The following is a 16,011-nucleotide window of genomic DNA, read 5'->3' on the forward strand; positions in this document are numbered from 1 at the left end:
GATATGCGCAGATTCTTCATTTTTTTATTATTTGTTTTATCTACTTTTTCGGCTTCAGCGCAAATAGGGGAGCATCGCAACGACCTTAGTATTGGGTTCAATGCCGGATATGTATTAAGCAACATAAGTTTTACACCTAAAGTAACTCAATCAATGCATAGCGGTTTTAGCGGTGGTTTCACCTTCCGTTATGTATGCGAGAAATATTTTAATAGTATATGTGCTATACAGGCTGAATTAAATTATTCCATGGTAGGTTGGAAAGAGAAGATACTTGATGCTAAAGATGCTACCATATTGAATGACAAAGGAGAACCTATGACATATGCTCGTGACCTTAATTATATACAGCTTCCTATTTTAGCTCGTCTCGGATGGGGGAAAGAGGAAAAAGGTTTCCAATTCTTTTTTCAGGCAGGTCCGCAGTTTGGTTTATATATTAATGATAAAGAGAAAACCAATTTCACTATTGCATATGCAAAAGAGCATATAACAGAACGTTCTAATCAGACTATAGCACAAGATACTATGTCAGTGGCAAATAAGCTAGATTATGGAATTACAGCAGGTCTTGGTGTTGAATATTCAATACCACATGCAGGACATATATTATTTGAAGGTAGATATTATTATGGTCTGGGTGATATATATGGAAATTCAAAAAAAGATTATTTCAGCAGGAGTAATTTGGGCAATATAATATTGAAAATGACATATTTATTTGATATAACAAAAACAAAAAAATAAAATACTATGTTTGAAGGACAACCGAAAGGATTATACGCATTAGCTTTAGCTAATACAGGCGAGAGATTTGGGTATTATACAATGCTCGCTATTTTTACACTTTATCTCCAGGCTAAATTCGGCTTTTCAGAGCAGACTACTGGAGCTTTTTATAGTTCATTCTTAATGATGGCATACCTTACACCTCTTTTTGGTGGTATGGCAGCAGATAAGTGGGGATATGGTAAAATGGTAACAATAGGCATATTCATTATGTTTTTTGGATATGTACTTATGGCTGTACCATTCGCTGCAAATATGCTAGGAATTATAGCAATGTCTATCGCTCTATTTTTTATTGCATGTGGAACCGGGCTTTTTAAGGGCAACTTACAAGTTATGGTCGGCAACTTATATGAAAATGCTCGTTATTCGGGTAAGCGTGATGGAGGATTCTCAATCTTCTATATGGCAATCAATATAGGAGCTTTATTTGCGCCAACGGCTGCAACATTAGTTACAAATTGGATAATGACTAAAGGAGGTTTTACATACAATTCTGCAATACCACAGTTGGCTCATCAATATCTGGATAGCCCAACAGGTATGACAGCAGGAGCTACAAGCCAGTTGCATACGTTAATGATCGGTCAGGGTATTAATAGTTATGATCCCTCTGTAATAGCAAGTTTCTGCCATAGGTATATAGACTCTCTTTCTCTATCATATAATTTAGGATTCAGCATAGCATGTTTTTCATTAATATTGTCATTCGCAATTTATTATTTATTTCGCAATTCGTTTAAGAATGCTGATTATAATAGTAAGACAGCTGCAGCTGCTGGAGTTCAGGAAGAAGAATTATCAAAGGAAGAAACCCATCAGAGAGTTGTCGCACTTTTCTTGGTTTTTGCAGTTGTGATTTTTTTCTGGATGAGTTTTCACCAGAACGGGCTTACACTTACATTCTTTGCACGTGATTATACACAGCAGACTGTTTCTGGATCAGAGCGATTTGCTTTTGATGTAACTAATTTAGTTTCAGCTATATTGATGGTTTATGGAGCCTTTGGCATATTCCAAAATCGCACAGTAAGAGGTAAATTAATTTCAGCCGCATTAATAGTATTGCCATTAGTATACATTATATACAATATGGGAACTACTGATTCTAAAATATCAGTGTTGCCTCAAATATTCCAGCAGTTCAATCCTTCATTTGTCGTGGCTTTGACACCTGTCTCTTTAGCAATATTTGGTTATATGGCTTCAAAAAAGAACGAGCCGTCTGCACCACGTAAGATAGCATACGGTATGCTTGTAGCTGCGATAGCTTATTGTCTAATGACTTTTGCTTCTATAGGCTTACCTTCACCAGATGCATTAAAGGCAGGTGCGTCATTTAGTCGCGTGTCTCCTAATTGGCTTATTAGTACATATTTAGTGCTTACATTTGGAGAATTATTATTGAGTCCAATGGGAATAAGTTTTGTAAGTAAGGTAGCTCCACCTAAATTGAAAGGCACAATGATGGGTTTATGGTTTGTTGCTACTGCCGTTGGTAATATGATGGTTCAGATTACCGGATGGTTGTGGGGGTCTTTGCCATTGTGGTCTGTCTGGATTGTTTTGATAGTAGTATGTTTGCTTTCGTTCTTTGTTATGATGGCATTAATGAAGCGCCTTGAACGGGTATGCTAATAATTTAATATATGAGGCAGAATTATAATTCTGCCTCTTTTTCATTATGTGTATAAGTCTTTTTTTAATATCTCTTTTCACCTTTGTTGAGTTGAATTGTGAAAATCTTTTTGATTGTGTTCATGATAGTCTGAAAAATGATTATGAGTTTCTTCCTCAGTCAGAACGTAGTTGGACTAAAGATAAATTTTGGCGTAAGATTAATAATATATCTAGAGAACTTATCTCTTGTGGAGAAAATACGGAATCATCAGATTGGAGATTGCCAGATATGATGGCTTTGTGTGAAATCGAAAATGACAGTGTTATGTTAGATTTAACCAAGCGTTCTTTGCTGCGTAATGCTGGTTATGAGTATGTCGTTACCAATTCTGCAGATGCGCGTGGCATTGATGTTGCACTGGCGTATTTACCAATGTCATTTTCTCTTATAAACTATATATCATTTCGTCTTCCACCTATGTCTGGTATGCGAGCAACACGAGACATTCTATATGCATCAGGAATAGTTAGTGATGGAGACACTCTTCACATTTATGTTGTTCATGCTCCGAGTAGGGTAGGTGGAGAAGCAAAATCACGCCCACATCGTATGCATATGGCTCGTACACTTTGTCGAGCAATCGATTCCTTACGAGTAATAAGTCCCAATGCTAATATAATAGTAGCGGGCGATTTTAATGATTATTTTACAGACAGTGCTGTTGTTAAGGTTTGTGCGGATGAAAGTCTTACAAATATTTCTTGCAAGGCTAAAGGTCGAAATGGAGCTTTAGCAACATATAGATATAAAGGAGAATGGAATAGTTTAGACCAGATATTACTAAGCTCTGGTTTATATAAAAAAGTCAATTCATGCAAAATAAACGATGCCTCTTTTCTTTTGGAAGATGATAAAAAATATGGTGGAGTAATTCCTAAACGTACTTTTAAAGGGTATCGATTTAATAATGGATATAGTGATCATTTACCATTGGTGCTTCAGTTTAATTAGATTGCATTAGGTCTTTATCTAAAAAATAGTGTGTATCTAAATTAATTAAAGATACACACTATTTTTTTAATATTCAATATCTTATTATTTCTTTATATTAGCTTGTTCTAGTCCATAATGTTTTTTGCCATTAAGTATATGCAATCCTATTGCTGTTATTACAGCTGCAATACCAAATGTGGCAAAGATTGCCATTGGAATTGTAAAATCGTATGCAAGAGTTCCATTCGATAATGTATGCTTTGAATACTTTTCAATAACGTTTCCAATAAGTACAGGTACTAACGACAGTCCAATATTTTGAATATAGAAAATTATAGCATAAGCAGAACCTAATTGTTTCATAGGTATAATCTTTGGAACCGAAGGCCACATGGCACTTGGTACAAGCGAAAATGCTACGCCCAATAATATCATAAGTATAATTGCGAACCATGAAACATTTAGAATAGGCAAAGCAAAACAGATATGTACTCCAGTTAACATAATACTACCATAATCATAAGTGTAGCACCTTTGCCAATTCTGTCGTATAGAGTGCCAAAAAGAGGTGTAAGTATAATTGTTCCAAAAGGTAATATTGCAGGAATGAATCCAGCGATATTTTCTGGAACACCATATTTGTAAATCATTAGTTTAGTCGCAAATTTCAAGAAAGGGAATACTCCAGAATAAAATAGTAGGCATAGGAACGTTACTAGCCAGAAACCTGGATTCTTTAAAATAACTCCTAGATCACTGAATTTGAAACTTTCTTCTTCATCTGTTGATGTATTGTTCTTTTCAATAGAAGCATCTAGTTTCTTATCAAGAACACAATATATAATGAATGATAATAATCCTATGACCAAGCATACTGCGCCAAAAAGTATTGGTGCTGAAAGATTATATGTTGATGCAATTTTTGGACTTATAGCTAGAGCTCCTGCTGTTCCAAGACGTGCTAGTGCAACTTGGAATCCCATGGCAAGTGCCATTTCGTGTCCATTAAACCATTTAGCAATGATTTTTGAAACGGTAATACCCGCTATCTCGCAACCAACACCAAATATTGAAAATCCCAAAGAGGCAACTAATACTTGTATCTTTATTCCTTCTGTATATCCTAAAATAGCAAGCTTTACAGATTCATCCGGTGATATATTTGAAATGGCATAAAACTTTATAAATGCTCCGAAAACCATTAGTGAGGATGCCATTATTCCGGTAAATCTTACTCCCATCTTGTCTAATATGATGCCTCCGAAGAAGAGCATCAACAAAAATACGTTTATGTACCCGTATGATCCGGAGAAAAATCCATATTCACTACTTGTCCAATGGAGTTGTGTCTCAAGCATGTTCTCTAGAGGAGACATAACATCTGTAAGAAAGTAGCCCATCATCATGGTCAAAGCTACTATAACGAGTGCAGTCCAACGCATTGCTGCCGAATCACTCAACTTTTGTCTTATTTTTTCAGTCATATTTATTATTTATTATTTTTTCAACCATTTGTCAAGCCATCCGAAGAATGTGCGTTGCCATAATATTCCATTCTGTGGTTTAAGTACCCAATGGTTCTCATCTGGGAATATCAATAATTCAGCTGGTATTCCGCGCATACGAGCAGCATTGAAAGCTCCCATGCCTTGATTAGCTAAAATTCTGTAGTCTTTTTCTCCATGAATACAAAGTATTGGCGTATCCCATTTATCAACAAATAAATGAGGACTATTTGCATATGTTTTCTGAGCATTTTCGCTGTCCTTCATGTCCCAGTAAGCACGTTCATACTCCCAATTACTAAACCATTCTTCTTCAGTATCTGTATACATAGATTCTAGATTGAAAGCTCCATCGTGTGCTATAAAACACTTAAATCTTTTCTCATGATGACCGGCAAGCCAGTATACGCTATATCCTCCAAAACTTGCGCCAACGCATCCTAATCTGTCTTTATCAACGAATGGAAGGTTGGCAGTTGCATCGTCAATAGCGCTAAGATAATCTTTCATGCATTGTCCTGTCCAGTCACCGCTAACTTCTTCGTTCCATGCGCTACCATATCCTGGTAAACCTCGACGATTAGGCGCAACAATCACATAGCCATTTGCAGCCATAATCTGAAAGTTCCATCTGAAACTCCAGAACTGACTTACAGGACTTTGTGGGCCACCTTCGCAGTACAACAATGTCGGGTACTTCTTTGTTGGATCAAAATGGGGTGGGAGTATTATCCAGCACTGCATCTCTTTTCCATCAGTAGTCTTAACCCATCTCTCTTGCACTTTACCCATTGTAAGCTGGTCGTATATATGTTTGTTTTCAAAAGAAATTTGTTGTACTTTAGCATTCTTTTCTTTGCCTGGAGAAACGATATAAATTTCGTTGGCTTGAGATATGCTCTGACGTAAAGTAAGAAGTTGTTTACCATTATTTATTATATCCAATGATGCATAATCATTCCATCCTTCGGTTATTTGTTTTATCTGTCCCTGAAGGTTCGTCTTATATATGTTTATACATGCATGCCAGCAACCCATAAAATAGAGAGAACGAGAATCTGTATTCCAACAGTAGTTATCAACATTAGAGTCAAATGCTTCTGTTACATAAGTCTTCTTTCCAGAAGCCAGGTTATAAACGCAAAGTCTATTACGGTCACTTTCATATCCATTTCTAGCCATGCTCTGCCAAGATATATATTGGCCGTCAGGTGAGAATTTTGGGTTAACGTCATAGCCTGGATTATTTTTAAGATTTTCAGCAGAGTTTACAGCTTGATCTTTCATTGAATGGCAAGCATCAATTTGCGGTTCAACATATCCTACTGGTTTACAAAGATTTTTTGTTGTGCCTGTAGTTATATTGTATAAATAGATGTCTGCATCTGTAGATATTGCATAATCGCGTCCTGTCTTTTTACGGCAAGTATATGCTATTGACTTAGAATCAGGGCTCCATGCTAGTTGTTCTATGCCTCCAAATGGTTTCATCGGACATTCGAATGGTTCACCTTTTAAAATATCAACACCATCGTTAATGTTATTTCCACTTACTTTTGCAAGAAAAGGATGTGGAATGCTTTCAACGTATTCATCCCAATGGCGATACATAAGATCTGTAACAACTCTTCCACTAGCTTTAGATAAGTCAGAAGGGTTTTCTTTTATGCTTTCGTGAAAAGGAATCTCTTTGATGAGAATTATACTATTGCCATCAGGCGAAAAAACAAAACCTTCAATATCATCTTTTGATTTTGAAAGTTGTGTGCGCCCTGTTCCGTCTGGGTTCATTGCCCATACTTGATTAGTACCACTCTCGCTGCTTAAGTATGCAATACGTTTTCCTGATTCTATCCATACAGGGTCTGTCTCGCTTTTTGCACTGACTGTAATTTGGTGAGCATTTTTACCATTGATATCCATTACGCATATCACTTGATGCCCTTTGTTTTTAGGTACACTATAGTATCCTACCTGATATACAATTTTTTTATTGTCAGGTGATGCTTGTACTGATGCTATTCTACCCATAGACCAAAGTGCTTCAGGCGTCATCAAGTCACTACTAAGTGTTATGTTGTTTTTTACTATAGGATTTTGTTCCACTTCTGTTTGTGCCTTTAGAAGACTGCTACTTAATAGTAATGTAGCAGACAATAATAATGTTTTTTTCATTGTTTTTCTTCAATTAGAACTTTAGAGGCGGACTAAATTAAGCCCGCCTCTAATATCGCGTTTATATTCCTTTATTTTTTGATGAATCTTCACGGCGGCGTTTGATTTCTTCTTGTTGTTTTTGTAACGCCTCAAGTCTGGCTGCCATTCCGGTTGCTTTCTTTGGATTACCTTTATTATCCTTATAACGTTCTTGAAGTATAGATAATAATTTCTCGTCATTTGTCGTTTTTCTCAGTATCCACATGATTGCAGCACTGAAGAATAATGATATAAAGTAATAGAAATTTAATCCTGCTGAATAGTCATTGAACATGAAAAAGAACATTACCGGCATAAGATACATCATCCATTGCATCATTTTCATTTGCTCTGCTTGTTGACCAACCATTTGATCTTTCTGTTGACGCATGCTCATTACTGAATATAGAACATTGGCAACACAGAAAAGTATACAAGTCAAACTAAGGTGATCTCCTATAAGCCAAATACTATGGTTCCATGTAATGATAGGGTCGAATGTTGATAAGTCTTTTATCCATAAGAAACTTTCACCACGCAGTTGTATCGCATTCGGCACAAAGTTGAACATCGCAATCCATATAGGCATTTGTATTAGCATTGGGAGACACCCACTAAGTGGACTTACACCATACTTAGAATACAGCCCCATCATGGCTTGCTGTTTTTGCATTTGGTCTTCCGGCTTATTATACTGCTTTGTTGCTTCGTCAAGTGTTGGTTTCAAAACACGCATTTTAGCTGAAGACATATAGCTTTTCTTTACCAGCGGATATGTGATTAGTTTCAATAGTAATGTAATAAGTATCAATACTATACCCATATTTATATTGAGACCTGTAAGCCAGTCGAATACATATAGAGTAAACCATCTGTTTATTATACGGAACAGTGGCCATCCAAGATATACAAGGCGTTGTAGTTCTAGATCCTTACCTATTTTACTTTCTTTTTCTACTTTTTGGAGAAGTCTGAAATCATTTGGCCCTAAGTATAGTTCCATTACCGTAGGTGTCTTTCCATTAGGGTCAAAGAATGTCTTTATCTTTGCTCCATATTGCTTAAGATAGCCAGAACCTTTTTTCTGAGGGAGACTTGTCATCAGAGAATTAGCCTGGAAATCATTTTTGGAAATGAGTACAGCACTAAAGAACTGATTTTTGAATGCAACCCAATCCAACACATCTTCAACTTTCTCATCAACAACATCTTTGCCTTCATTCAGATAATCAGTACCTCCATCTTTCTTCTTATATGTAAGAGATGCGTAACGATTTTCAAATGTAAAACCTTTTTCTTGTTGACGGCAATGGTCTGTCCACTCTATATCCATATTGTTATAGTTTGGAGCAAACATTCCACTTAAACCTTGTGCTAATACAGAAAACTCAATTAAGTAGTCTTTATTAAGCTTGTAGTTGAAATTGATTGAACCACCATTACTAGCTTTCGCTGTCAAAGTAACAGTTGAATCTGTCTTATTGGTAACGGTGAAAAATAAGTCGCTTGTAACAACATTCTCGTTTTTGCCTGAAAGCATAAATTTCATCTGTTGATCTTTACCACTGAATATGGTAATATCCTTTTTACCATTACGGTCTTTGAAATTTAATATTTTGGCATCAACTATGTTGCCACCGTGCGTATCAAGTGTAAGAGCTAATTTCCTGTTCTTAAGAACAATCTTTTTGCTCTGTCCGCTATATGCCTTATGAAACAGTAATGTCGTATCACTTGCATTTTGTGATAATTGCGGTGTCTGTTTTTGAGATTTCAGAGCCTCTTCAGACTTTTGTTTTTCAACCTGTGCGATAGAATCTTGTTTCATCTGCACAGTTTGCTCTTCTTTCGAAGGCTTGTTAAAGTAACTGTAACCTATGAGTAATGCTGCAATGAGAGCAAAACCTATTATGCTATTTTTATTCATATTTATTTTTTGCTCGATTTATTTTCAATGGCTGTCTTAACGAAGTCAACAAATAAAGGATGTGGTTTAAGAACAGTGCTGGAATATTCGGGATGGAACTGTGTACCGATGTACCACTTAAGTCCCGGAACTTCAACAATTTCTACTAAATCACTTTCTGGATTCCGACCCACACAATTCATACCGGCTTTTTCGTACTCTTTCTCGTAATCATTGTTAAATTCATAACGATGTCTGTGACGCTCCTGGATATGTTCTTTCTTGTATATTTCAAATACTCGTGAACCTTGTTTAAGAATGCATTCATATGCACCTAAACGCATTGTTCCGCCCATATTTGTGATATTCTTTTGGTCTTCCATGATGTCAATCACATTATATTCCGTTTTTTCATCCATCTCTGTACTGTTGGCATCTTCATAGCCAAGTACATTGCGTGCAAATTCGATTACCATCATTTGCATGCCCAGACAGATACCGAATGTAGGTATATTGTGAACCCTTGTATAATGTGCTGCAATAATTTTACCTTCTATTCCACGTTGGCCGAATCCTGGACAGATTACGATACCATCCATGTCTTTAATTTTTTCTTCTGCATTTTCTTCATTAAGCTTTTCGCTATTTATGAATGTGGCCTTTACCTTATAATCATTGTAAGTGCCTGCTTGTGAAAGGCTTTCGAGGATACTTTTATATGCGTCTTGCAAATCGTATTTACCGACAAGACCTATATTTACTACTTCTTTAGCTTTATGACGGCGTTCTAGAAATTGACGCCATGGACCAAGACTTGGTGTTTCGCCTACAGATTCACCCATCTTCTTAAGTATAGTGGCGTCTAGACCTTGTTCTTGCATGCGTATAGGAACTTCGTAAATTGTAGGCATGTCTACACTCTGCACTACTGCTTCAAAATCTACATTACAGAAGTTTGCTACTTTTCTTCGGATATTGTCATTAAGCGGATGCTCTGACCTTAGAACCAATATATCCGGCTGGATACCTACACTCTGAAGTTCTTTTACAGAATGTTGTGTCGGCTTTGTTTTAAGTTCCTTGGCGGCTGCTAGGTAAGGTACATATGTAAGATGTACACATAGCGCATTTTTACCAAGTTCCCATTTCAACTGTCTTATGCTCTCAAGATAAGGTAATGACTCAATATCACCGACTGTACCACCGATTTCAGTTATTACAAAATCGTAGTGATATTTTTGACCAAGCAATTTAACATTGCGTTTGATTTCATCAGTTATATGAGGTATTACCTGAATTGTCTTTCCTAGATAGTCTCCACGCCGCTCTTTATCTATGACCGATTTGTATATACGGCCTGTAGTCAAATTGTTGGCTTTAGTTGTTTGGATACCGGTAAAGCGTTCGTAATGTCCAAGGTCAAGATCTGCTTCATGACCATCAACTGTTACATAGCATTCACCATGTTCATAGGGATTTAATGTACCCGGATCAATATTGATATAAGGGTCAAACTTTTGAATTGTGATGTTGTAACCCCTTGCCTGAAGGAGTTTACCTATTGATGACGAGATGATTCCTTTTCCTAATGAGGACGCAACACCGCCAGTGACGAAGATGTACTTTGTTTCTGCCACGATAATTATCTTTTTATTTTAATTTATCAAAATACAATACAAGCTGCAAAATTACAAAAAAAAGAGTTACCTACCAAATTAATTATTAATTAAATTAATAAGTTCAAAAAATACAGTCGCATAATCATTCTTATCAAGTAAATTTAATATATTTGCACCCTGAAATGAAGAAATTAGATATAATAATATTGTTATCAATAATGGTTTTGGGTAATATATCTGTTAATGCTCAAAATCGTTATTCTGGATTGTCATCTCGTCAATATAATAGGGGTGAAAGTCAAATCCTTGTAAAAGCGTATTCGGATTCTCTTAGTATGGCTAAGAATAAGCTTGACTCTGTTTATAAACCTAAGGCTGATTCTTTGAATGAGCAAAGTGTTGCAGACGGAAGGTTCTTTAAGCTTTTTGCGCCTCTTACTTTTTATCATTCTGTGGCGGATCATAATCTGTTACTATGGCATAAGCGAAGTAGTCAAAGTATTACAAATCAGCAAATTGACGATGCTCTGTTCTATATTTATATGAACAGACCTTCTTTGGTTGTTAATACACAGAATAGACTTAATAAATATGGTGTAGTACCTGCAGACCTTAAAAGGCCTGTTAAGCATAGTGTGATTCTTAAAGATAAAATAGCACCGGTTCCTGCTGAGCCTGATGTGATGCCAATGGATATTATAGTCTATAAACCTAATTTTTTGACTATTACCGGTGATTACTATCTGCAGTTTATGCAAAACTATGTCACGGATAATTGGTATAAAGGAGGTGAAAGTAATTATTCAATGGTTGGTAGTGTCACTATGCAGGCTAATTATAATAATAAGTCTGGATTGAAGTTTGATAATAAATTAGAATTAAAATTAGGTCTCCAATCATCAAGGAGTGATAGTCTTCATAAATTTAAAACGACAGATGACCTCATCAGATATACTGGAAAATTAGGACTGCAAGCTAGTAAAAGTTGGTACTATACATTCCAGTTATTAACTTATACTCAGTTTTGCAAGGGATTTAAGAGCAATGATGATAAAGTCTATTCATCTTTTATGGCTCCATTTAATCTAAACCTTTCATTGGGTATGGATTATACCGTAAAAACTAAAGATAATAAGTTGACCGGTAACATAAACTTAGCTCCGATAGCTTATAACTTTAGATATGTTGACTACTTGAGTTTGGCAACTAGGTATGGACTTAAAGATGGTCGTCATACGATGAATGACTATGGTTCTGAATTTACATTTGATTTGGCTTGGAAGTTATCAGATATGATTAAGTGGAAAACCCGGCTTTATGGTTATACTACCTATAAGCGTGCTGAGCTAGAGTGGGAAAATACTATAACATTCCAGTTTAATCAGTACATTAGCACGAATCTATTTGTGTATCCACGTTTTGATGATGGATCTGCTAAGGATGCTCAGAATGGGTATTGGCAGTTGCAAGAGTATGCTTCTATTGGTTTTGCTTATTCTTTCTAGCATTTAGTTATCAATTATGGCAAAACCATGAACGTTGAACAATTAATATAATATGTATATAGTGAGCTTGGTATATTACCAAGCTCATTTCTTTTTGACAATTTGTATATCATTGATATTGCAAAAGGTAAAGCATTCTTTGACGGTGTGTTTTGAAACCACAGCATCAGCATTGGTAATAAACTTCTCAACAATTATTAAGTCATTGCATGATGATGCATTAAAAAACAGGGAAATAAAAAGGGTATGGAAATAATAAACACAAAAAACCCCGAAAGTATTATATCTTACTTTCGGGGCATATATTGAAATTATATATGATCTTTATTTTGCCTCAGTCATGTCTCCTTCAATGTAAAGGCGTGTCATTTCTGTAGCTCCATTAGTGCGTACTGTAATCGTTTTCTTAAAGTGTCCCGGAAATTTACCAGAACCATTGTAAGTTACTTTAATTTCACCTTTTTGCCCCGGCATTATAGGTGCTTTAGTGTAAGCAGGAACTGTACATCCACAACTGGCGATAGCTTGATTTATAATTAATGGTGCTTCGCCTACATTAGTGTATGTGAATACACATGTTACCACAGGACTCTTCTCTGAGAAAGTACCAAAGTTATGAGATAAGTTGTCAAACTTTATTTCTGCTTGCTTTTTCCCATTAGTAGCTTGAGCTGAAGCAAATGTAATACCACTTATCAGCATCAAAGTCATAAAAATAATTTTTTTCATCAGTTATGATATTTAAAAATTGTTGGCAAATGTAAGTAGTTTTTCCGATATATGCATCATTTAAGTCTAAACTTTAACAATTTGTAGTACTCTGTTGCCCCTAATAGAAAACATCCTGTTCCATAGTCTTCAAAGTCAGGAATCTTATCGTAAGTTACAGGTTGTCCTGCTGATGGATCTTTGCCGGTACCCTGTACATATCCAAGCATTCCGTCTTCGTGTACAGCATCCTTAGATAGAGCATTCCATGCTTTGTCGCATATTTTTTTATAAGTTTTTGCAGGTAAGATGTTATTCATTATTCCCCAGCTAAATCCATAAAGGAATAAAGCTGTTCCTGTAACCTCTTTTCCTCCATAAGTATTAGGAGATACTAAACTTACATTCCAGAAACCATCTTCGCGTTGACATGAAGCAAACGCTTTACTCATTTTTATAAAGTCATTTTCAAGTTCTTTATAATACTTGTCCTTCTTGTCCATTTGGCTCATCACTCTTACCAACGCAGCATATACCCATCCGTTGCCACGACTCCAATAACAGTCTTTACCGTCAGACTCTTTATATGGTGGTACATAGTCTTTATCTCTCCACCAAAATCCGGTTTTATTGTTATATAAGCCTCCGCCACACTCATTTCTGCTCCATCTGTACATCTTCATACAATAGTCAAGGTATAATCTGTCTTTTGTCATTTTATATAGTTCAGCATAAATAGGCATACTCATTTGTATAGCATCTATCCATGTCCAATAATTCACACGATTGCTTTTTATCTGTAAATCTATATTTTCTTTGATACTATTGATTTTAGAAGAATCTCCTGTCTGGAAAAAACGATCAATGTATGTTTGACCGCAACATTGGTCATCAGCATCAGTAGTTTTGACACCGTTTCTTGGCATCCATTTATGGAAATCAGCCCATTTGTCTGTATAATCAATGTATGATTGATTGGCATCAATGTTATACAGATTCATCAGTCCCTCATAGTATACGGCACGCGTCCAAAGATTGCTTGGTCTCAGTCTTCCTACATTTGTAGGTGTAGTTGGATCAGCATACTTGTGCATAAAAAAATTATTAACTTTGCGTGTTGTGTTCATCACGCCATCCATTTTCTCATTTTGCGCAGACATAGGCATAGCCATTGCTGCCAAAGTCAGCATAATAAATATTTTTTTCATTCAGTAAATTAGTAATTTCCCGCAAAAATAAGTATTTATTTCTAATTATTTGTTGGTTTGCACATTTTTATATAATTTTGCATCTTAAATTAAGTAAAATTAGAGAAATCAATGTATAGAACAAAGACTTGTGGGGAGCTTAGGCTCTCAGATGTTGGCACTGTTGTTACACTTGCTGGTTGGGTTCAGCGCAGCCGTAAGATGGGCGGAATGACTTTCGTTGACTTGCGTGACCGTTATGGTCTCACACAGTTGGTCTTCAATGAAGAGATCGACAAAAACTTGTGCGAAAGAGCTAACAAAATGGGGCGTGAATTTTGTATTCAGGTTACAGGTACTGTAAGTGAACGTCAAAGTAAAAATAAAAATATTGATACAGGTGATATAGAGATAATAACAAACTCACTGAATGTATTAAGTGAAAGTCTAACACCTCCATTTACAATTGAGGATAATACTGACGGTGGTGATGATATAAGGATGAAGTATCGTTATCTTGACTTGCGCCGACCTGTTGTCCGCAAGAACATGGAGCTGCGTCATCGTATGACAATCCTGATTCGTAATTTTCTTGATTCAAAGGCTTTTATTGAGGTAGAAACACCTATTCTTATAGGTTCAACACCAGAGGGCGCACGAGATTTCGTAGTGCCATCTCGTATGAATCCCGGACAGTTTTATGCTTTACCACAAAGTCCTCAGACATTGAAACAGCTACTTATGGTAAGTGGTTTCGACCGCTATTTCCAAATAGCCAAATGTTTCCGTGATGAAGACTTACGTGCTGATCGTCAACCTGAATTTACTCAGGTAGACTGCGAGATGAGTTTTGTTGATCAAGATGATGTCCTCAACTTGTTTGAAGACATGGCTAGGCATCTTTTCAAAGAAATACGTGGTGTAGATTTGCCGGCAAAATTACAGCAGATGACTTGGCATGAGGCTATGCGTCGATTCGGAAGCGACAAACCTGATTTGCGTTTTGGAATGGAGTTCGTAGAACTTATGGATATCCTTAAAGGTACAGGTGAGTTTAGCGTATTTAATGAAGCTGCGTATGTTGGTGGTATCTGTGTGCCTGGTTGCGCAAATTATACAAGAAAACAATTAGATACATTAACCGAATTTGTAAAGAGATCACAGATCGGTGCTAAAGGTCTTGTATGGGCTAAGGTTAATGAAGACGGTACTGTTAAGAGCAGCGTAGACAAATTCTATAGTTCTGATGTACTGCAGAATATGAAAGAGGCCTTTAAAGCCAATCCGGGAGATCTTATTCTTATTCTTAGTGGCGATAATGCGAATAAGACACGAATACAGTTGTGTGCATTACGTTTGGAAATGGGAGAGCGTCTTGGACTTCGTGATAAAAATAAATTTGAGTGTCTTTGGATTATTGATTTCCCATTGTTTGAGTGGAGTGAAGAAGAACAGAGACTTATGGCTACACACCATCCATTTACTATGCCAAATCCGGATGATATACCATTATTGGATGAACACCCTGAAAATGTGCGTGCAAAAGCGTATGATTTTGTTTGTAACGGTATTGAAGTTGGTGGAGGAAGTTTGAGAATACACGAAGGACAATTGCAGGAGAAAATGTTCAAAATTCTTGGTTTTACACCAGAGCGTGCTATGTCACAATTCGGGTTCCTCATAAATGCATTCAAGTATGGAGCTCCGCCTCACGCAGGCCTTGCTTTTGGATTAGACCGTTGGGTATCCATTATGGCAGGCTTAGATAGCATACGTGACTGCATTGCGTTCCCTAAAAATAATAGCGGAAGAGATGTTATGCTTGATGCTCCTTCAGAAATAGACAAAAAACAATTGGACGAGTTGCAACTTAAAGTTGATTTAAGTCAAGAAAAATAGCAACAGGCGTTTAACCGCTCCGATTTGTACATTCTTTTTTGTAAATAATCATGCCATTTGATAATAAAATATTATCTTTGTAG

Annotated in this window: 10 protein-coding genes and 1 pseudogene; 5 read left to right on the top strand and 6 right to left on the bottom strand. The window is 36.3% G+C overall.

Going from position 1 to position 16,011, the window contains the following annotated elements; all coding sequences use genetic code 11:
- Positions 1-3: 3 nt before the first annotated feature.
- The 3 genes from XYLOR_RS02710 to XYLOR_RS02720 are packed head-to-tail and all read left to right on the top strand — an operon-like array spanning position 4 to position 3,421.
- Positions 4-747 (top strand): porin family protein, encoded by a 744-nt coding sequence (locus XYLOR_RS02710; protein WP_036876767.1) that lies wholly within the window; start codon positions 4-6, stop codon positions 745-747.
- 6 nt (positions 748-753) lie between these two features.
- Positions 754-2,427, top strand: coding sequence for a peptide MFS transporter (locus tag XYLOR_RS02715; RefSeq protein ID WP_036876769.1), 1,674 nt, complete (start codon positions 754-756; stop codon positions 2,425-2,427).
- Positions 2,428-2,473: 46 nt separating this feature from the next.
- Entirely contained in the window at positions 2,474-3,421 is a 948-nt protein-coding gene (locus XYLOR_RS02720) for an endonuclease/exonuclease/phosphatase family protein (protein ID WP_036876770.1), read from the top strand.
- A gap of 84 nt (positions 3,422-3,505) precedes the next feature.
- On the opposite strand, the pseudogene XYLOR_RS02725 reads toward XYLOR_RS02720, so the two are convergent.
- The 4 genes and pseudogenes from XYLOR_RS02725 to pyrG form a co-directional block, all read right to left on the bottom strand.
- Positions 3,506-4,887, bottom strand: a pseudogene (locus XYLOR_RS02725) (MFS transporter).
- A gap of 12 nt (positions 4,888-4,899) precedes the next feature.
- Positions 4,900-7,083, bottom strand: coding sequence for a dipeptidyl-peptidase Dpp5 (gene dpp5, locus XYLOR_RS02730; RefSeq protein WP_036876772.1), 2,184 nt, complete (start codon positions 7,081-7,083; stop codon positions 4,900-4,902).
- 61 nt (positions 7,084-7,144) lie between these two features.
- A complete protein-coding gene (gene yidC / locus XYLOR_RS02735; protein WP_036876775.1) occupies positions 7,145-9,031 on the bottom strand; it encodes a membrane protein insertase YidC in 1,887 nt (628 codons plus the stop codon).
- A gap of 2 nt (positions 9,032-9,033) precedes the next feature.
- On the bottom strand, positions 9,034-10,647 hold the full coding sequence (gene pyrG, locus XYLOR_RS02740; protein ID WP_036876776.1) for a CTP synthase: 1,614 nt from the start codon (positions 10,645-10,647) through the stop codon (positions 9,034-9,036).
- A 164-nt stretch (positions 10,648-10,811) separates the two neighbouring features.
- On the opposite strand from pyrG, the gene XYLOR_RS02745 reads away from it, so the two are divergent.
- Positions 10,812-12,134: a DUF3078 domain-containing protein gene (locus tag XYLOR_RS02745; protein WP_036876778.1), complete on the top strand. Its 1,323-nt coding sequence runs from the start codon at positions 10,812-10,814 to the stop codon at positions 12,132-12,134.
- A 324-nt stretch (positions 12,135-12,458) separates the two neighbouring features.
- On the opposite strand, the gene XYLOR_RS02750 is transcribed toward XYLOR_RS02745, so the two are convergent.
- Positions 12,459-12,863: a DUF1573 domain-containing protein gene (locus XYLOR_RS02750; protein ID WP_036876780.1), complete on the bottom strand. Its 405-nt coding sequence runs from the start codon at positions 12,861-12,863 to the stop codon at positions 12,459-12,461.
- Between the two features lie 56 nt (positions 12,864-12,919).
- Entirely contained in the window at positions 12,920-14,050 is a 1,131-nt protein-coding gene (locus tag XYLOR_RS02755; protein WP_036876782.1) for a glycoside hydrolase family 88/105 protein, read from the bottom strand.
- Positions 14,051-14,161: 111 nt separating this feature from the next.
- Between XYLOR_RS02755 and aspS the strand changes: the two genes are divergently transcribed.
- On the top strand, positions 14,162-15,928 hold the full coding sequence (gene aspS, locus XYLOR_RS02760; RefSeq protein WP_036876784.1) for an aspartate--tRNA ligase: 1,767 nt from the start codon (positions 14,162-14,164) through the stop codon (positions 15,926-15,928).
- The last annotated feature ends 83 nt before the right edge of the window (positions 15,929-16,011 follow it).

The sequence above is a fragment of the Xylanibacter oryzae DSM 17970 genome (assembly GCF_000585355.1).
Lineage (GTDB): Bacteria > Bacteroidota > Bacteroidia > Bacteroidales > Bacteroidaceae > Prevotella > Prevotella oryzae.

Bases quoted from the DNA above. Each gene is read 5' to 3' on its own strand.
- XYLOR_RS02710 (WP_036876767.1), top strand. From the start codon at position 4: ATGCGCAGATTCTTCATTTTTTTATTATTTGTTTTATCTACTTTTTCG.
- XYLOR_RS02715 (WP_036876769.1), top strand. From the start codon at position 754: ATGTTTGAAGGACAACCGAAAGGATTATACGCATTAGCTTTAGCTAAT.
- XYLOR_RS02720 (WP_036876770.1), top strand. From the start codon at position 2,474: ATGTGTATAAGTCTTTTTTTAATATCTCTTTTCACCTTTGTTGAGTTG.
- dpp5 (WP_036876772.1), bottom strand. From the start codon at position 7,083: ATGAAAAAAACATTATTATTGTCTGCTACATTACTATTAAGTAGCAGT.
- yidC (WP_036876775.1), bottom strand. From the start codon at position 9,031: ATGAATAAAAATAGCATAATAGGTTTTGCTCTCATTGCAGCATTACTC.
- XYLOR_RS02745 (WP_036876778.1), top strand. From the start codon at position 10,812: ATGAAGAAATTAGATATAATAATATTGTTATCAATAATGGTTTTGGGT.
- XYLOR_RS02750 (WP_036876780.1), bottom strand. From the start codon at position 12,863: ATGAAAAAAATTATTTTTATGACTTTGATGCTGATAAGTGGTATTACA.
- XYLOR_RS02755 (WP_036876782.1), bottom strand. From the start codon at position 14,050: ATGAAAAAAATATTTATTATGCTGACTTTGGCAGCAATGGCTATGCCT.
- aspS (WP_036876784.1), top strand. From the start codon at position 14,162: ATGTATAGAACAAAGACTTGTGGGGAGCTTAGGCTCTCAGATGTTGGC.